General features: G+C 61.6%; 14 protein-coding genes, 1 pseudogene and 1 riboswitch. Of the genes and pseudogenes, 10 read left to right on the forward strand and 5 right to left on the reverse strand.

The features are described from left to right. Positions 1-511: 511 nt before the first annotated feature. Entirely contained in the window at positions 512-841 is a 330-nt protein-coding gene (locus ACP7E6_RS03515) for a hypothetical protein (RefSeq protein WP_426228566.1), read from the reverse strand. 60 nt (positions 842-901) lie between these two features. Between ACP7E6_RS03515 and ACP7E6_RS03520 the strand changes: the two genes are divergently transcribed. Continuing rightward, on the forward strand, positions 902-2356 hold the full coding sequence (locus ACP7E6_RS03520; protein WP_426227944.1) for a cobyric acid synthase: 1455 nt from the start codon (positions 902-904) through the stop codon (positions 2354-2356). A gap of 14 nt (positions 2357-2370) precedes the next feature. On the opposite strand, the gene ACP7E6_RS03525 is transcribed toward ACP7E6_RS03520, so the two are convergent. Beyond that, positions 2371-4161, reverse strand: a complete 1791-nt coding sequence (locus tag ACP7E6_RS03525; protein ID WP_426228536.1) for a chloride channel protein — start codon at positions 4159-4161, stop codon at positions 2371-2373. Between the two features lie 241 nt (positions 4162-4402). Further along, a riboswitch (cobalamin riboswitch) is annotated at positions 4403-4798 on the forward strand. A 174-nt stretch (positions 4799-4972) separates the two neighbouring features. Between ACP7E6_RS03525 and cobU the strand changes: the two genes are divergently transcribed. From cobU to cobO, 4 genes are all read left to right on the forward strand, one after another. Further along, the gene (gene cobU / locus ACP7E6_RS03530) at positions 4973-5497 is read left to right on the forward strand and encodes a bifunctional adenosylcobinamide kinase/adenosylcobinamide-phosphate guanylyltransferase (protein ID WP_426227946.1); all 525 of its coding nucleotides are present in this window, start codon (positions 4973-4975) and stop codon (positions 5495-5497) included. A 3-nt stretch (positions 5498-5500) separates the two neighbouring features. Then, positions 5501-6565 (forward strand): cobalamin biosynthesis protein CobW, encoded by a 1065-nt coding sequence (gene cobW / locus ACP7E6_RS03535; RefSeq protein ID WP_426227948.1) that lies wholly within the window; start codon positions 5501-5503, stop codon positions 6563-6565. A 225-nt stretch (positions 6566-6790) separates the two neighbouring features. Further along, positions 6791-10960 (forward strand): cobaltochelatase subunit CobN, encoded by a 4170-nt coding sequence (gene cobN / locus ACP7E6_RS03540; RefSeq protein ID WP_426227950.1) that lies wholly within the window; start codon positions 6791-6793, stop codon positions 10958-10960. A gap of 48 nt (positions 10961-11008) precedes the next feature. Then, positions 11009-11653: a cob(I)yrinic acid a,c-diamide adenosyltransferase gene (gene cobO, locus ACP7E6_RS03545; protein ID WP_426130148.1), complete on the forward strand. Its 645-nt coding sequence runs from the start codon at positions 11009-11011 to the stop codon at positions 11651-11653. A gap of 12 nt (positions 11654-11665) precedes the next feature. Here the strand turns inward: cobO and ACP7E6_RS03550 are convergent, their stop codons facing one another. The 3 genes from ACP7E6_RS03550 to ACP7E6_RS03560 form a co-directional block, all read right to left on the reverse strand. Next, entirely contained in the window at positions 11666-12451 is a 786-nt protein-coding gene (locus tag ACP7E6_RS03550) for a TSUP family transporter (protein WP_426227952.1), read from the reverse strand. A gap of 124 nt (positions 12452-12575) precedes the next feature. Further along, entirely contained in the window at positions 12576-12839 is a 264-nt protein-coding gene (locus ACP7E6_RS03555) for a DUF1488 domain-containing protein (RefSeq protein WP_113247803.1), read from the reverse strand. Between the two features lie 57 nt (positions 12840-12896). After that, positions 12897-13061, reverse strand: a complete 165-nt coding sequence (locus ACP7E6_RS03560) for a hypothetical protein (protein ID WP_426227954.1) — start codon at positions 13059-13061, stop codon at positions 12897-12899. A gap of 536 nt (positions 13062-13597) precedes the next feature. Between ACP7E6_RS03560 and ACP7E6_RS03565 the strand changes: the two are divergent. From ACP7E6_RS03565 to cbiB, 5 genes and pseudogenes are all read left to right on the forward strand, one after another. Next, a pseudogene (locus ACP7E6_RS03565) lies at positions 13598-13993 on the forward strand (cobalamin biosynthesis protein); the annotation flags it as partial. A 116-nt stretch (positions 13994-14109) separates the two neighbouring features. After that, positions 14110-14952, forward strand: coding sequence for a uroporphyrinogen-III C-methyltransferase (cobA, locus tag ACP7E6_RS03570; protein ID WP_426227955.1), 843 nt, complete (start codon positions 14110-14112; stop codon positions 14950-14952). Beyond that, positions 14949-16253, forward strand: coding sequence for a cobyrinate a,c-diamide synthase (locus ACP7E6_RS03575; RefSeq protein ID WP_426227957.1), 1305 nt, complete (start codon positions 14949-14951; stop codon positions 16251-16253). The genes cobA and ACP7E6_RS03575 overlap by 4 nt, the downstream gene beginning before the upstream one ends. Next, a complete protein-coding gene (gene cobD / locus ACP7E6_RS03580) occupies positions 16250-17254 on the forward strand; it encodes a threonine-phosphate decarboxylase CobD (RefSeq protein ID WP_426227959.1) in 1005 nt (334 codons plus the stop codon). The genes ACP7E6_RS03575 and cobD overlap by 4 nt, the downstream gene beginning before the upstream one ends. Positions 17255-17266: 12 nt before the next feature. Next, the gene (gene cbiB / locus ACP7E6_RS03585) at positions 17267-18250 is read left to right on the forward strand and encodes an adenosylcobinamide-phosphate synthase CbiB (RefSeq protein WP_426227961.1); all 984 of its coding nucleotides are present in this window, start codon (positions 17267-17269) and stop codon (positions 18248-18250) included. Positions 18251-18347: the final 97 nt, after the last annotated feature.

An 18347-nucleotide genomic window follows, 5' to 3' on the forward strand; every position in this document is an offset into this window, starting at 1 on the left:
ACGCAGGCAGCATTTTCGCGGCCTTGAAAGGTCCGTGCAAGCTGTTGAATTTTAATGAGCCGGGCAAGATTTTTGTGCAAATGCGCCCCTCTTTGGCGCAAAATTAGCACTGCTTCACACAAGAGTTGCAGAGCGTGTTTTATCGCAGACAAATTGTGTTCCGTATGCGCCTTCACATTGATTTTCATCCGGCACGAAAAAAAGTGAAAAAAACACGCAATTCATCTTTGGTTAAGCTCTCACTAACCATCCGGTAACACTGTCAGGCTAATTGTTTTCCTGCGGCGGGGGATACTTGGCCGCCCGGCTGGATCAGGTTTTGCGTCCCGGCCGGAGCGATCTCCGGGTGTATGCCGGAGCGGCCATGTGTAGCTTTGGCAGACCGCACGGTTCCGCAAGGAACGGGTGCGGTTTTCGCGTTTCTGAGATATCGTTATCCGTGGCCAGGCACAAAAAAACCGCGCCATTCAAACAAGGGCGCGGTTCGAAGTGTCAGTCTGGGAGAGGGGGTTCAGCCGACGCTGCGTGTCCGGATGAAGCCAAGCGGACCGAAAGGCGCGGACATGACCGTGTTGCGCACACGCGACTGGCTGTCGGGAACCTTCGAGTTCCAGGCGATCTGAACGAAATTTGGCTTGCTGAAGATGAACAACATCGGGGTTTGACCTTGGGTGTGGAGCGTCTTTCGCTCCGTGATTTGATGGTGCTGATATAAGCCCGTTTTCGCCGAATACAACGAGTATTTTTGCCACGCGATGTCGCTTTTTGGACAGTTCGACATCCGTGCCGCACAAGCCTCGCAGCAGCTTGAAATATCGCGTGAAAAACCGGCATCAAACACGGCGGAAATGCGGCGGAATATGGCTTTTCTTGCGGTGGATGCAATGCTAGATCAGGCGCCATGACAAAGACGATCATGCTTCAGGGAACCGGCTCCGATGTCGGAAAAACGGTACTCGTGGCGGGGCTCTGCCGCATCGCTGCCAATCGCGGCCTGAAGGTCGCTCCGTTCAAGCCGCAGAACATGTCCAACAACGCGGCAGTCTCCGACGATGGCGGCGAGATCGGCCGGGCTCAATGGCTGCAATCGATGGCGGCACGCATCCCATCATCGGTGCATATGAACCCGGTTCTGTTGAAACCCCAGTCGGAGACGGGCAGCCAGATCATCGTCCAGGGCAAGGTGGCGGGGCAGGCGAGAGGGCGCGATTATCAGGCCTTGAAGCCGAAGCTGATGGGCGCCGTCATGGACAGTTTCGAGATCGTCCGGTCCGGCGTCGATCTGGTCGTCGTCGAAGGGGCGGGGTCACCGGCCGAAATTAACCTGCGTGCCGGCGATATCGCCAATATGGGCTTTGCCACGCGCGCCAATGTGCCCGTGGTCCTGGTCGGTGACATCGATCGCGGCGGCGTTATCGCATCGCTGGTCGGTACCCACACCATTCTGTCCGGCGAAGACCGCGCGATGATCAGCGGCTACATCATCAACAAGTTCCGTGGTGACGTGTCGCTGTTTGACGATGGGATCGCAGCGGTGAACGGCTTTACCGGCTGGTCTTGTTTCGGCGTCGTGCCCTGGCTGAAAAGTGCTGCCCGTCTGCCGGCCGAAGATTCCGTGGTTCTGGAAAAGCTGGCGCGAGGGACGGGAAGGGCGCTCAAGGTCGCCGTGCCGGTTCTGTCGCGCATCGCCAATTTCGACGATCTTGATCCGTTGGCTGCCGAACCCGAGGTCGATCTCGTTTTTGTTCGGGCCGGCGAGCGCATTCCCGCTGACGCCGGTCTGGTGGTGATCCCGGGATCGAAGGCGACGATCGCCGATCTCGCCGATTTTCGCGCGCAAGGATGGGACCATGATCTGCAGGCACATGTGCGGCGCGGCGGCCGTGTCATCGGCATCTGCGGCGGCTTTCAGATGCTCGGAGCGCGCGTCACCGATCCGCACGGCATCGAGGGCAATATCAGTGAGATCGATGGGCTTGGCTTGCTCGCAGTCGAAACGGAGATGGCGGCGGAAAAAACGGTGCGTAACAGCAGCGCCCGCTCGGCGATCTACGATGTGACGCTGGAAGGCTATGAAATTCACCTCGGCCGCACCACCGGCGCTGACTGCGCCCGCCCGGCGGTGATTATCGACGGCCGGGCAGACGGGGCGGTGTCGGCCAACGGCATGGTCAGCGGGACCTATCTGCACGGCCTGTTTGCCAGCGACGCCTATCGTGCGGCACTGCTCAAAAGTTTCGGCATCGAAGGCGGCGGCGAAAACTACCGCCTCTCGGTTGACCGTGCGATCGACGATGTCGCAGCCGAGCTGGAAGCGGTGCTTGAGCCGCGATGGCTCGACAGCCTGATGTCCTGAGCGGGGCGAACCCTTCAGATTTCTCCGGATGCCTCGCGGCGTCTGCGGTCAAGCTCTTCGCTGTAGCGTCGCAGCGTATGGCTTTCCGTCAACAGGCCGACGACGCGCCGTTCGATGAGATTGTTGACTACGGCCAGCCCATCGCTCTCCGTGGTGTCGAACAAGGCGGCTGCCTGCTTGGCGTTCATGTTTGGCTGCAGGAAATCGTTGGGAAGGCGGATGAAGCCGGAAAGGTCCTGCTTTTCCTCGCTGGCTTCGATGGGGCTGGCATAGACTTCCGGCACCTGGATGATGCCTGCATATTTTGCGCCATCGACGACGACGACCCGTTGTGTCGATCCAAGCGGAAAATCTCTCCGGAAATCCTCCAGCGTTGCCTGCGCATCGATTGTACGGACATCTGTACGCATAAGGCGGCCGACGGTGAGGTTCCGGATCCAGCCAACATCATGAGCACTGCGGATGCTCTCGCCGCGCAGGTGAAAACGCCAGGTGGCGAACGAGTAGCCGAAGGTGGTGCGCACAACGAGCGAGGAGGTGATCACGGCCGCCAGAACAAGGACGGTGATCGGGAAGTCGCCGGTGATTTCCAGCGCCAGGAACGTCATCGTCAACGGTCCGCCGATAATGGCAACCGCCAGCGAACTCATGCCGACGACCGCATAGATGACCGGCGTCAGCGTTGCCTGGGCAAAGACGTAGGGCGCGGAAAAGGCAAACAGCTTGCCGAGCAGCGCGCCCATGAACAGCGACGCAAAGAACAGGCCGCCGCGAAAGCCGGAACCGATCGAGACCGCCGAGGCGAGGGATTTCATCAGGAACAGGCCGATCAGCATCGGGATTGCGGGCGAACTGGCGAGATTGAGATGCAGGGCACCGTGACCGGCCGACAGCACCTGGGGCGACACCAGTGCCAGAAGGCCGACGACGATGCCGCCGAGCGCCGGGCGCGCGGGAGCGGGGATAAAACTGCGTCGGGCAAGCCCCTCGATCAGCGAGACGCCCTTCATCAAGAGGATGCCCATGGCAGCGCAGAAGCAGCCGAGCAGCAATGCCGGCAGATAGTCGGCCGGGACGACGGCGCCGAACTGGCCGACATCGATGGTGAAATCGCCCGCATACAGCCATCTGGCCACGAGATTGGCGATCAGGGCGGAAACGACGACCGGCGTCAGCGACACGATCGTATAGGTGCCGATGATCAGCTCGAAGGCATAGAAGGCACCGGTCAGCGGCGCATTGAACGCGGCGGCGATGGCGCCGGCAGCGCCGCAACCGACCAGGGTGCGCAGATCCGAGCGGCGAAGCTGCAGCGAGATGCCGAGCTTGGAGGCGATGCCGGATGCCAGCTGCGTGTAACCGGCCTCGAGCCCGACGGAGGCGCCAAAGCCGTTGGAGATCAGGTTCTGTATCGCGACGACGATGCTGTCGGTGAGCGAGAGACGGCCGCCATGCAGGGCGTTGGCCTCGATCGGATCGACCATCGGCTTCTTGCGCCAGGATGCCAGAAGCACCATCACCAGGCCGAGAATGATCCCACCGGCCACCGGCGCGATCAATACGGAAATTTCGCCCTGCAGATTGCTGGAACTCAGCCTTTCATCATCGGCAATACCGAAAATCAGGCTGTGCAGGCGGCTGGATATGATGCTCATCGCGGTGACGGCAAGACCCGACGTAACACCGACGATCATGCCCGCGACGACCAGGCCGAGTTCGCTCCGCCGCGCAAAGGCCCGCATCCGCCCGAGATCGAAAAGCAGCGAGAGATAGCCGAGCCGCCGCAGGTTAAGTTTCGGAATCATCTTCAGCTTCATTGCCTGGCCATCCTGTCTCTGCGCCGTCGTGGGCATTTCCGCTTTGCTTCGAATTGCGAAAACCGCCTGTCTTTTTTTCTACGCAATTTCGGACGCAAAACCGCTGCGCACTTCCGCTGGAATTGCTCTAGAAGGCATGGTCTGGGAGATCAAGCTTAGTCTTGCCGAGGCCGGGCCAAACCATGGCGGCGAGAGAGTGCCGCAATTGACTTGATCCAGGCGAGCGCCTAATCATCGGTCATTGGATGGTTCCCGATATGCCGTTGCATGTTGGGAGTAAATGGGAATGCGACGGGCCGGACCCAGACCGGGCGTCCTTATCGCAGCCGACCCCGCGACTGTAGAACGGTCAGGGTTCGCCATCCGGGAAAGCCGATGTTTCCGGACTGTCCGCATTCGCGGCAGCGGTAAGGATCGGCCCAACCGGAAAAGCCACTGGAGTAGCATCACGATCTGCCGGGGCCGGACGCCTCTAAATCTACGAATCGTCCACCTCTTCGTGATATCAGTCGGTTGCGGTGACGCAATCTGGCGCAAAAACTCCGGGAAGGCGAGGCGGGCCCGTTCGTCCCTTTTGGGGCGTGGCGCCGTGAGCCAGGAGACCTGCCATCCTCAAGGGCCCCGTCTTCGATAGGGCTCGCCCAATCCAGGGAGAGATACTCCCGACGCCAGCACGGAGGTTGTCATGGCTTTATTATCCCGTTCCCGGAACGGCCTGTTTCGCGTTGCCGCGAATGCCGCTTTGCGTGACCCAAGGGTTCCTGTCCTTTCCGGCGCGCGCTGAGGCCAGGATCTTTTCATGACATCGATACTGTCAGGCAGCGTGCTGGTTCTGGGCGGCGCCCGTTCCGGAAAATCCGCTTTCGCCGAAAAACTCGTGACGGCGTCGGGTCTGCGCATGCATTACGTCGCGACCGGAAGGGCCTGGGACGACGAGATGCAGGCAAGGATTTGCGAGCATCGCGATCGCCGCGGCGCCGATTGGCAGACCCATGAAGAGCCGCTCGACCTTGCCGGCTGCCTGAAGGCGATCGATGCGCCTGATCGCATCGTTCTGATCGATTGCCTGACGCTCTGGGTCACCAATCTGATGATGGAGCATCGGGATATCGCGGCGGAATTTGAACGGCTTGCGGCCTATGTGCCGCTGGCCAAGGCCAAGCTGGTCTTCGTCTCGAACGAAGTCGGGCTGGGCATCGTGCCGGAGAACCGGATGGCGCGCGACTTTCGCGACCATGCCGGCCGGCTGCACCAGATCATTGCGGAGATTTCCGCAGACGTCTATTTTATCGCGGCTGGATTGCCGCTGAAAATGAAGGGTTGATCCATGACCGTTGAAAAAGCCGCCCACGGCAAGATCCCAGCCACCGTTATCACCGGCTTTCTCGGTGCCGGCAAGACGACGATGATTCGCAACATCCTGCAGAATGCCGGCGGCCGGCGCATCGCGCTGATCATCAACGAATTCGGCGATCTCGGTGTCGATGGCGACGTGCTGAAGGGCTGCGGCGCCGAAGCCTGCAGCGAGGATGACATCATCGAGCTGACCAATGGCTGCATCTGCTGCACCGTCGCCGACGATTTCATCCCGACGATGACGAAGCTGCTCGAGCGTGAAAACCGCCCGGACCATATCATCATCGAAACGTCCGGTCTGGCGCTGCCACAGCCGCTGATCGCCGCCTTCAACTGGCCGGATATCCGCACGCAGGTGACCGTCGATGGCGTCATCACAGTGGTCGATAGTGCCGCCGTCGCTGCCGGACGCTTTGCCGACGATCATGAAAAGGTCGATGCCTTGCGCGTCAACGACGACAATCTCGATCATGAAAGCCCGATCGAGGAACTGTTCGAAGACCAGCTCACCGCTGCCGACCTGATCATTCTCAACAAAACCGACCTGCTCGATTCGACCGGCCTTGCCTTTGTCCGCAACGAGGTTGCGTCACGCACCAGCCGCAAGCCGGCGATGATCGAAGCGAAGAACGGCGAGGTTTCCGCCGCCGTCCTGCTCGGCCTCGGCGTCGGCACCGAAAGCGATATCGGCAACCGCAGGTCCCATCACGAGATGGAGCACGAGGCCGGCGAGGAGCACAGCCATGACGAATTCGACAGCTTCGTCGTCGAACTGGGTTCGATTGCCGATCCGGCCGCCTTCATCGAAAAGCTGAAGCCGATCATTGCCGCGCATGACGTGCTGCGTCTAAAGGGCTTTGCCGATATCCCCGGCAAGCCGATGCGCCTTTTGATCCAGGGCGTCGGCGCCCGCATCGACCAGTATTTCGACCGCCCCTGGGCTGCCGGCGAAGTGCGCCGCACCCGCCTGGTCGTCATCGGCCTCCACGACATGGATGAAGCCGCCGTGCGTGCCGCGATCGCTGCGGCGGTTTGAGGGCGCTTTGACCGGGCGAGACCATAACCCCTCCCCAACCCCTCCCCACAAGGGGGAGGGGCTTGGACTGCGTTTGCCGCGCCTTTCGTGGCTGTTTGAACCGTTCGGAGTACGCTTCTTGGATGAGGTTACCGGGTTTGGCATAAGGGTTCGGCAGATAAGCCCCGCCCCCTTGTGTGCAGGGGTTGGGGAGGGGACTTCCTTATCCAGCACGGGAGACAATGCATGCATCTCCTCCTAGCCCAGAAAGGCACGATTACCGACGGCGAGGAGGCGATCGATCTCGGTCAATCACCAGCCGATATTCTGTTCCTGTCGGCAGCCGATACCGAGCTTTCGTCGATTGCTGGCGCGCACCGCACGCGTGGAGGAAAGTCGAGCCTGCGGGTGGCAAGCCTTCTGACGCTCAAGCACCCGATGTCGGTCGATACCTATGTCGAGCGCACCGCCCGGCATGCCAGGCTGATCATCGTTCGCCCGCTCGGCGGCGCCAGCTATTTCCACTATGTGCTGGAGGCGCTGCATGCAGCCGCCGTCACCCATAAATTCCAGATTGCCGTGCTGCCGGGCTGCGACAAGCCTGATCCCGGGCTGGAGCCTTTCTCGACCGTCTCTGCCGAAGACCGCAACCGCATGTGGGCCTATTTCACCGAAGGCGGCGCCGACAACATGGCGCGGCTGCTGCGCTATGCCGAGGCGCTGATCGACGGCGCGGAAAAACCGGAATCGGCAGCGCCGCTGATGAAAGCCGGTATCTGGTGGCCGGGGCGGGGGGTGATCGGAGTTGAGGCCTGGAAGAAGGCTATTGGGTTTAGTGCCGCCGGTAAGATACCCCCCTCTGTCAGCTTTGCTGACATCTCCCCCTCAAGGGGGGAGATCAACGCGCGGCATACACGCCAATCCCAAGCGGAATTTGAGATTGCGGAACCTGATGTGGGAATGCGGGAGCGTGCTCCAGCGATCTCCCCCCTTGAGGGGGAGATGCCCGACAGGGCAGAGGGGGGTATGCCTCCGAGAAACAAGAGCATCCCATCCCATTCGACGGTGGTAGCGGGAGAGGGGCTCGAACCCCCGACCGTTGCCCTCTGCTTCTACCGCGCGCTGGTTCAAAGCGGTGAGACCAAACCTGTCGAGGCCCTGATCGAAGCACTCAGTGCCGAAGGTTTGACGGTGCTGCCGGTGTTCGTGTCCAGCCTCAAGGATGCCGTGTCGATCGGTACGCTGCAGGCGATCTTTGGCGAGGTGCCGCCCACCGTGGTGATGAATGCCACCGGGTTTGCGGTTTCCGCGCCCGGCGCCGACCGCAAGCCGACCGTGCTTGAGTTTTCCGATGCGCCGGTCCTTCAGGTGATCTTTTCAGGCTCCTCGCGGGCCGCCTGGGAAGCCTCGCCGCAGGGCTTGATGGCGCGCGATCTGGCGATGAACGTGGCACTGCCGGAGGTCGATGGGCGCATTCTGTCGCGGGCCGTCTCGTTCAAGGCGGCGGCTGTCTATGACACCGATGTCGAGGCCAATATCGTCGGTCACGAACCGCTGGCCGACCGCGTCATTTTTGCCGCCAAGCTGGCGGCCAACTGGGCGAGGCTGCGTCAGGCCGCAACGGCCGATCGGCGCGTGGCGATCATCATGGCGAATTACCCCAACCGCGACGGGCGGCTCGGCAATGGCGTCGGCCTCGATACGCCGGCCGGGACGATCGAGGTGATGAAGGCGATGGCCACCGAAGGCTACGTCATCGATTCCATCCCTACCGACGGCGACGCGCTGATCCGCCACCTGATGGACGGCCCGACCAATTCGGTACGGGCGGATTGCCAGATCCGCGAAACGCTTTCGTTGAATCAATACAACACCTTCTTTGCGTCCATTCCCGTTCAGATTCAGGCTGAAGTCACGGGCCGATGGGGCGAGCCGGAGAGTGATCCATTCTTCCGGGACGGCTGCTTCGCCTTGCCGCTGACGCGTTTTGGAAAAACGCTGGTCGGCATCCAGCCGGCGCGTGGCTACAATATCGATGCGAAGGAAACCTACCACTCGCCGGATCTCGTGCCGCCGCATGGTTATCTGGCGTTCTATGCGTACCTCCGCCGCGAATACGGCGCTCATGCCATTGTCCATATGGGCAAGCACGGCAATCTCGAATGGTTGCCTGGCAAGTCACTGGCGTTGTCGGAGACCTGCTACCCGGAAGCGGTCTTCGGTCCGATGCCACATCTCTATCCGTTCATCGTCAATGACCCGGGCGAGGGAACGCAGGCCAAGCGCCGCACCAGTGCCGTCATCATCGATCATCTGACGCCGCCGCTGACGCGGGCGGAATCCTATGGTCCATTGAAAGACCTGGAAGCGCTGGTTGACGAATATTATGACGCGGCCGGCGGCGATCCGCGCCGTCTGCGCTTGCTCAGCAAGCAGATCCTCGAACTGGTGCGCGATATCGGCCTTGATCATGACGCTGGCATTGCCGGTACGGACGGCGAGGACAAGGCGCTGGAAAAGCTCGATGCCTATCTCTGCGACCTCAAGGAACTGCAGATCCGCGATGGCCTGCATATCTTTGGCGTGGCGCCGGAAGGCCGCTTGCTGACGGATCTGACGGTGGCTCTGGCCCGCGTGCCGCGCGGGCAGAGCGAGGGCGGCGACCAGAGCCTGCAGCGGGCGATCGCGGCCGATGCTTTTCGGGGAAACCCCTCCCCAACCCCTCCCCACAAGGGGGAGGGGATTAACCCAGCGCGCGTTTCCGACCCCCATAGACCCACTGTTCAAGACATCGGGGTTGCTACGGCTGCAAAGGTTGGAGATGGGCAGACGGGCGAGCCGCAGATTAGTCCCTCCCCCTTGTGGGGAGGGGTTGGGGAGGGGTTCATTTCTTTTGACCCGCTCGACTGCGTCCTCTCAGATGGTTGGCTTGGCCCCAAGCCGGCCATCCTTGCCGAAGTCTCGGACGCCCCGTGGCGTACCGCCGGAGACACCGTCGAGCGCATCGAACTGCTGGCCGCCAGGTTCGTCTCTGGCGAATTGCCGTGCCCGGATGACTGGACTGCCACCCGCGCCGTTCTTCACGAGATCGAAACCTGCCTCAAACCCTCCATTACCCAATCCGGCCCCGCCGAAATCGCCGCCTTGATGACCGGTCTCGACGGCCGTTTCGTTGCGCCTGGCCCTTCCGGTGCGCCGACGCGCGGGCGGCCGGATGTGTTGCCGACGGGGCGCAACTTTTATTCGGTCGATAGCCGGGCCGTGCCGACGCCTGCGGCGTTCGAGCTCGGCAAGAAATCGGCGGAGCTGTTGATCCGCCGCTATCTGCAGGATCATGGCGACTGGCCGACATCCTTCGGGCTCACCGCCTGGGGCACGTCGAACATGCGTACGGGCGGCGACGATATCGCCCAGGCGATGGCGCTGATCGGCACCAAGCCGGTCTGGGATATGATGTCGCGGCGGGTGACCGGCTACGAGATCGTGCCGCTGGCCATGCTTGGCCGTCCGCGCGTCGATGTCACCTTGCGGATTTCCGGGTTTTTCCGCGACGCCTTTCCCGAGCAGATCGCCCTGTTCGACACGGCAATCCGCGCGGTTGGCGGGCTCGAAGAGGATGACGCCGACAACATGATTGCCGCTCGCATGCGCGCGGAAACCAAACGGCTGGAGGCCGCCGGCGTTGCGCCAAAGGAAGCGTCACGGCGGGCGTCCTACCGTGTCTTTGGGGCCAAGCCCGGCGCCTATGGTGCCGGATTGCAGGCGCTGATGGACGAGGGCGGCTGGGACAATCGCGCCGATCTTGCCGATGCCTATCTCACCTGGGGAAGCTACGCCTATGGCGCCGGCGAGGACGGCAAGGCCGAGCGCGGGCTTCTCGAAGCGCAGCTGAAGACCGTCGAAGCCGTCGTCCAGAACCAGGACAACCGCGAGCACGACCTGCTCGACAGCGACGACTACTACCAGTTCGAAGGCGGCATGAGCCTGGCCGTCGAGCAGATGGCCGGCACGCGGCCGGTGATCTATCACAATGACCATTCGCGTCCGGAAAAGCCGGTGATCCGCTCGCTGGAAGAAGAGATTGGCCGGGTGGTGCGCGGCCGCGTCGTCAATCCGAAATGGATTGAGGGCGTCATGCGCCACGGCTACAAGGGCGCCTTCGAGATCGCCGCCACGGTCGACTACATGTTTGCCTTCGCGGCAACGACCGGCGCTGTTCGCAGCCATCATTTCGAGGCGGTCTACCAGGCCTATGTGATGGACGAGCGCGTCCGCCGGTTCATGGAGGACAAGAACCCGGACGCTCTGCGCGAAATGACCGACAAGCTGATGGAGGCGATCGACCGCGGCCTCTGGTCGCCGCGCTCCAACTCGGCCCGGTTCGAGTTGCAGGGGCTTTCGACGGCGGCCGAGTAACGGCGCTTCGCCAATGACAAAAACAAACGAATTCGCAGAGGACACACCATGAGTGAAGACGACGTACAGACAACCGAGACCGGCCCAGTCCACGATGAGGCACGCCACGCCATGAAGATGGCGAAGAAGAAGACCGCGCGCGAAAAGATCATGGCGACGAAGACGGACCAGAAGGGCCTGATCATCGTCAATACCGGCAAGGGCAAGGGCAAATCGACGGCCGGTTTCGGGATGATCTTCCGTCACATCGCCCATGGCATGCCGTCAGCCGTCGTCCAGTTTATCAAGGGCGCCTGGGAAACCGGCGAGCGCGACCTGATCGAGAAGCATTTTGGCGATGTCTGCCAGTTCTATACGCTGGGCGAAGGCTTTACCTGGGAAACACAAGACCGTTCGCGCGATATCGCAATGGCGCAAAAAGCCTGGGAGAAGGCCAAGGAGTTGATCCGCGACGAGCGCAACTCCATGGTTCTACTCGACGAGATCAACATCGCGCTGCGCTACGATTATATCGACGTCGCGGAGGTGGTGCGGTTTTTGAAGGAAGAAAAGCCGCACATGACCCACGTCGTGCTGACCGGCCGCAACGCCAAGGAAGAATTGATCGAGGCTGCCGACCTCGTCACCGAAATGGAGCTGATCAAGCATCCCTTCCGCTCCGGCATCAAGGCGCAGGTCGGCGTCGAATTCTAAGGGGCGCTGCTGTTACCAGCCAAGCCAGATCCGGACCGGGTGGCCCGGATCGGCCAGGAGCTTGATCGCCAGCGCGATGCAGGTGACGACCAGAAGCGGCTTGATGATCTTGGCGCCGTTCTTCATCGCAAAGCGTGAGCCGACCTGCGCGCCGGCAAATTGGCCGACACCCATCACAAGGCCGACCTTCCAAAGGATCACGCCGTACAGCCCGAAGACGATGAAGCCGCCGACATTCGAGCCGAAATTCAGGAATTTCGTGTGCGCCGTCGCCTTCAAGACGCCGAAACCGGCCAGTGTCACAAAACCCAGCATGAAGAAAGAACCCGTGCCCGGGCCGAAGACGCCATCGTAAAAGCCGATCAGCGGAACGAAGATCAAGCCAAAGAGAAATGGTGTCATCCGGCGTGTCTGGTCGGTGTCGCTGATGTTCGGCTTGAGGCCGAAATAGAGCGCGATGGCGATCAGGAAAAACGGCAGCGCCACTTTGAGGACATCGCCGGGAACGATCGTCGCCAGCGCTGCGCCCAGCCCACCGCCTATCATCGCCAGCGCTGCCATCGGCAATTGTTCGACAAGGTTGACATGCCCACGCCGCGCATAGGCGATGCTGGCGGAGCCCGATCCGAACAGTGACTGCAGCTTGTTGGTGCCGAGCGTTTCGAGCGGCGGGATGCCAGCGATCAGCATCGCCGGTATGGTGATCATGCCGCCGCCACCGGCGATGGAATCGATGAAACCGGCAAGAAACGCGGCTGCAAACAGGAAGGCGAGGAGGTGGGGAGCAAGATCGTGCACGGGGAGACTCGGACAGCCAGAGCGGATGGAAATTCAGCCACTGTGTGTCAGAGCTTTGCCGGAAATGCAAAGGCCGCAGAAAGGACCACGCTGTCCCTTCCTGAAAATCATGACGGGTTTGTGCCTATTTGAAATGTGCCTCGGTCAGCACGTAGCTGTCGCGACGGTCGCGCCCATAGGCCTTGCGGGCGATATCGTGCACCGCGTTGCGTGCCGCATCGAAGGCGGCAAGGCAATCGGCCTCGCTCGGGGCGCGCGAAACGATCTTTGGAAGGGCGCCGATTTCGACGAAGAATTTGACCTCGAACATGCCGTCATGGCCGAGAAAGCGGACGCGTCTGGCAGTTTCGTCGTAACTGCGGCTGGTGTTCGGAAACGTCAATGCCATGTAGGGATATGCCTTGGATGATTGAAATACGTCATATTGACTGTCTGAGCCGTTAGATCACAGAAGGCGGTTGTCTTCGACGGTGCGCAGCATGCGGCGGTGTTGACCGTCGCTATCTGGTTTCCTCGTCGCCTTGATCTTGATCTCGGCCGTATTGCGCACCGGCTTGGGCGCGGTTGCCGAGAGAACCTTGATCAGCGGCTTTTGCTTGAAAAACATCATGCGCAGTCCTCCATCGGACCGGCGGCAGGCCGCGAACGATCGATGGTGTTGTGTCAAATGCCGCCACGCCGAACGCACATGTCCCGTGGTTCGTGCAATCACTCAATTTCATCGGTATCGCGGTGAGGAGAGCAGATGGAGCTCGTCACCTTCAGAAAATTCCAAAGCGGAATGGAGTGCCGCAGGCGTGTGCGTATTTTATGTGAACCTGTTTTCAGCCGTATGGGGCAAATGAGGTTTAAGTGAGTTGATGTTGCGGATCGGCCCAATTGACCTCCAAAGTCGCGGATAATCGTCTGTATGACGCGGCCTGCTCTGCGAATGGCGTAATCCGGTTTGACCGGGCAGGTGGCCTCCGGTAAACAGGAGGAACGTGCGACGGTGCCCATCACGGTGGGCTGAAAGAGCGTCCGGTGCGGCTGACCCAGTCAGGGGGCTTCATCCGGTGCTGTCCAGACCGCTTCGAAGCCTCTGGCTGTCGAGGACCCCGGCGCATTGTGATCATGCGGCTTGGGAGGCCCGTCTCTTTGATGCATATGGATATCGGCGATCAGGCTGGCCGCAGGCTGCTCGTTCTCGGCCTTGGCTGCGAGCGCGGTACACCTTCCGGCGAGGTGATATTGCTGGCCGAGAAAGCATTGGCAACGGCTGGCCTCGATCGCCTCATGCTCACTGGCATCGCTTCGCTGGATAGCCGTGAGGCGGAACCGGCGATGATTGCGGCTGCGGCGCATTTTTCAGTTCCCTTCGTGGTCTTTGATGCCGGAACGCTGGAGGCGCAGTCTTCGCGGCTGCAAAACCCGTCTGACATCGTCTTTTCTTTGACCGGCTGCCACGGCGTGGCGGAAGCGGCAGCCCTTGCCGCAACAGGAACGTCTGGCGTGCTGGTCGTTCCGAAGATCAAGTCGGCCCATGCGACAGCAGCCATTGCTTGTGGAGAATTTGCCGAATCAAGTCAGCAGGTTGCCGCCGGGCGTTGGCAAAGTGATTCCACGTCCTCACATCTGGAATCAGCGCTGGAAATGTTAACAGTATCGGGAGCAGCGCCATGACCGACGCAGTGTTTTCAGGTCTGCCCGAGCTGGCGCCAGGCTCGGTCTGGCTGGTCGGCGCGGGTCCGGGCGACCCCGGCCTGTTGACCCTGCATGCCGCCAATGCGCTGCGCCAGGCCGATATCATTGTCCATGATGCGCTGGTGAACGCCGATTGCCTCAGCCTGGCCAAGCCGGGCGCCATACTGGAATTTGCTGGAAAACGCGGCGGCAAACCATCGCCGAAACAACGCGATATTTCGCTGCGGCTGGTCGAACTGGCACGGCAGGGCAAGCGCGTATTGCGGCTAAAGGGCGGCGATCCCTTCGTCTTCGGCCGTGGCGGCGAGGAGGCGCTCATGCTGGTCGAGCATGGCATTCCGTTTAGGATCGTGCCGGGCATTACCGCAGGTATCGGCGGGCTGGCCTATGCCGGCATTCCGGTCACGCACCGGGAGGTCAATCACGCGGTGACGTTTCTCACCGGCCATGATTCCTCGGGTTTGGTTCCCGACCGGATCCACTGGGAAGGCATCGCCAAAGGCTCGCCGGTGATCGTCATGTATATGGCGATGAAACATATCGGCCAGATTGCTTCCAATCTCATTTCTGCCGGCCGCTCACCGGACGAACCCGTCGCCTTCGTTTGCAATGCCGCGACGCCGCAACAGACGGTTTTGGAAACGACGCTGTCGCGCGCCGAGGCCGATGTCATCGCATCTGGGCTTGAACCACCGGCCATCGTCGTTGTCGGCGAGGTGGTGCGCCTGCGGGCGTCGCTCGACTGGCTGGGCGCTCTCGACGGCCGCGTTTTGACGGCCGATCCGCTGTCGAGCCGGACTTACAAGGACCCGGCATGAGCGGTTTGTTGATCGCGGCGCCTTCGTCCGGTTCCGGCAAGACGACGGTGACGCTCGGAGTGATGCGAGCCTTGCGCAACCTTGGAATTCCGCTGGCACCGGGCAAGGCTGGCCCGGACTATATCGACCCGGCTTTCCATACAGCCGCGAGCGGCAAGATCTGCCTGAACTATGACCCGTGGGCGATGCGTCCGGAGCTGCTCCGCGCCAATGCAGTCCTATCGACTGCGGGCCGCGAGGCGCTGATCATCGAGGCGATGATGGGGCTCTATGACGGTGCGATCGACGGCACAGGCTCGCCCGCGGATCTCGCCGCGATGCTGGGTCTTTCCGTCATACTGGTGGTCGATTGCGGCCGTATGGCGCAATCGGTTGGGGCGCTGGTGCGCGGCTATGCCATGCACCGCGACGATGTGCATGTGTCCGGCGTCATCCTCAACAAGGTCGGTAGCGTCCGCCACGAAACGATGCTGCGCGGTGCGCTGCATGCGATCGGCATGCCGGTGCTGGGCGTCTTGCGGCAGGATGCTGCAATGAAGCTGCCGGAACGCCATCTCGGCCTTGTGCAGGCCGGGGAGCACGGTGCGCTGGATGCTTTCATCGAGCACGCAGCAATGCAGGTCGAAAAGGGTTGTGATCTGGACGCAATCCTGTCCCTTGCGCGGTTGAGCCCGTTCCCGCGTTCGCAGGGCGATGTCCCGCCCTTGAAACCGCTCGGCCAGAAAATCGCCATCGCCCGCGATGTCGCCTTTGCCTTTTGTTACGAGCATCTGCTGTCTGGCTGGCGGCGCGCCGGTGCCGAGCTGACATTCTTTTCGCCCCTCACCGACGAGGCGCCTGCTGCCGATGCCGATGCCGTCTATCTACCGGGTGGCTATCCCGAGCTTCACGCCGGGCTTCTGGCCGATGCCGGGCGGTTCAAATCCGGCATGGCAACGGTGCGGGATCGTGGTGCGCGGATTTTCGGCGAATGCGGGGGGTACATGGTGCTGGGTGAGGGGCTTGTCGCCGCCGATGGCAAGCGCTACGGAATGCTCGGTTTCCTGCCGCTCGCCACCAGTTTTGCCGAGCGCAAGCGGCATCTGGGCTACCGGCGGGTCACTCCGCTCGATGCCGTTTTTTTTGATGGTCCGATGATGGCGCATGAGTTTCACTATGCCACGATCCTGTCGGAGGGCGCTGCCGACCGGCTGTTCGATACGGCCGATGCCGCAGGCACACTGCTCGGGCCTGCCGGGTTGCGGCGCGGACAGGTGGCCGGTTCCTTCATGCATCTCATCGACACGGTTCGCTCCGCATGACTGCGCCGATCGTGCACGGTGGTGGAGTTACCGAGGCTGCGGCGGTGTTCGGCGGCAGACCCGAGGACTGGCTGGACCTCTCGACCGGCATCAATCCCAATCCTGTCGCGTTGCCGGATGTGCCGATCCAGGCATGGCACCGCCTGCCGGATCGTCATTTGGTGGACAGTGCGCGAAATGCGGCTGCGCGCTACTATCGCAGCGATGACAGTCTGCCGCTTCCCGTTCCCGGCACTCAATCGGTCATCCAGCTCTTGCCGCGGCTTGTCGCGCCGGGCAGGCGCATCGCCATTTTCGGACCGACTTACGGCGAATATGCGCGAGCCTTTACCGGTGCCGGTTTTGCGATCGACGAAATCTCGGCGACCGATCAACTGACGCCGGATCATGGTCTGGCCGTTCTGGTCAATCCCAACAATCCGACCGGACGGACCTTCTCGCCAACGGATATCCTCGATATGGCGCGGCGTATGAAGGCCAATGGCGGCCTTCTGCTTGTCGATGAAGCGTTTGGCGATACCGAGCCGCAGCTCAGTGTGGCAGCCCAGGCCGCCGGTCACGACACTCTCATCGTCTTCCGCTCCTTTGGCAAATTTTTCGGTCTGGCCGGGCTCCGGCTCGGTTTTGTCATCGCAGCAGAACCGGTTCTTTCGGCCTTCCAGGAATGGCTCGGCCCCTGGGCGGTGTCGGGACCGGCCCTGGTGATGGCGACAGAACTGATGGGGGGCGATACGCAAGCAATTCGGTCGCTGATTCTGGCGCGCAAGCAAGGTCTTGAAGCGGTCCTGCGGCAGGCCGGGCTGACGATCACCGGTGGCACGCCGCTTTTCACCCTGATCGAGCACAAACGGGCATCCGATCTGCACGAATATCTCTGCCGAGGGTGGATTTTGACGCGGAAATTCGCCTATGCGCCGTCCTGGCTGAGGATTGGGCTTGCACCCGATGCGGCAGGCGATACACGTTTGGCGGATGCCTTGCGCAGCGCGCACCTCGCCTGAACGGACCCTTCTATGTCGACCGGAATTCTGCTTGTCCTGATCGCCGCCCTTCTGCTCGACCGGATCGTCGGCGATCCCGATCGGCTGTGGCGCCGGCTGCCGCATCCGGTGGTGCTGTTCGGTGCGATGATCGGCTGGTGCGACCGGACGTTCAACCGCAAGCGCCTGGGGGAAGAGGCCTTGCGGATCAGCGGTGTTCTGGTCATTTCCGGATTGCTGCTGTGGAGCCTGTTTTGCGGCTGGTTGCTGCACAAGGTGTTCATGCACATCGGCATTTTCGGCTGGTTGCTTGAAACGATCGTCGTTGCGGTATTCCTGGCCCAGAAAAGCCTCGCCGATCATGTGACGCGGGTGGCCACCGGTCTTCGCACCGGCGGACTGGAAGGTGGCCGCAGGGCGGTGTCGATGATCGTCGGACGCGATCCGGAAACCCTGGACGAGCCGGCGGTTTGCCGGGCGGCGATCGAAAGCCTGGCGGAGAATTTTTCCGACGGTGTCGTCGCTCCGGCCTTCTGGTATGCGCTGCTCGGCCTGCCGGGCCTGATTGCCTACAAGATGCTCAACACCGCCGATTCGATGATCGGCCACAAGACCCCGAAATACCTTCATTTCGGCTGGGCTTCTGCCCGTCTCGACGATGCCGCCAATATTCCGGCTGCGCGGCTGTCGATCCTGCTGATTGCTGCCGGTGCCACCCTGACCACCGGGCGGCGCGCGGCCGGCAATGCCCTTGGTGTCGCATTGCGCGACCACGGACTGCATCGCTCGCCCAATTCCGGCTGGCCGGAAGCTGCGATGGCCGGCGCCCTTGATGTACAACTGGCAGGCCCCAGAATCTATGCGGGCGCACTGGTCAATGAACCGATGATCCACGGAGCGGGCAGGGCAGTGGCAACGGTCGCAGATGTGGAGACGGGCGTTTCCATATTCTACGGCGCTTGCGGATCACTGGTAGTCTTGGTGGCCATCGTGGCCGTTCTCTTCAGTATAGTTTAAAGTTTTTACTCGGATCGAAAAAATTGAACGCGTTCGCGTTAACGCAGAATTTTCCAATTGTCTTAAACGTCTATCATTTCAAAGACTGTAAAGTCTG

It is taken from the genome of Pararhizobium sp. DWP3-4, assembly GCF_049898205.1.
Taxonomy (GTDB): Bacteria; Pseudomonadota; Alphaproteobacteria; order Rhizobiales; family Rhizobiaceae; genus Pararhizobium.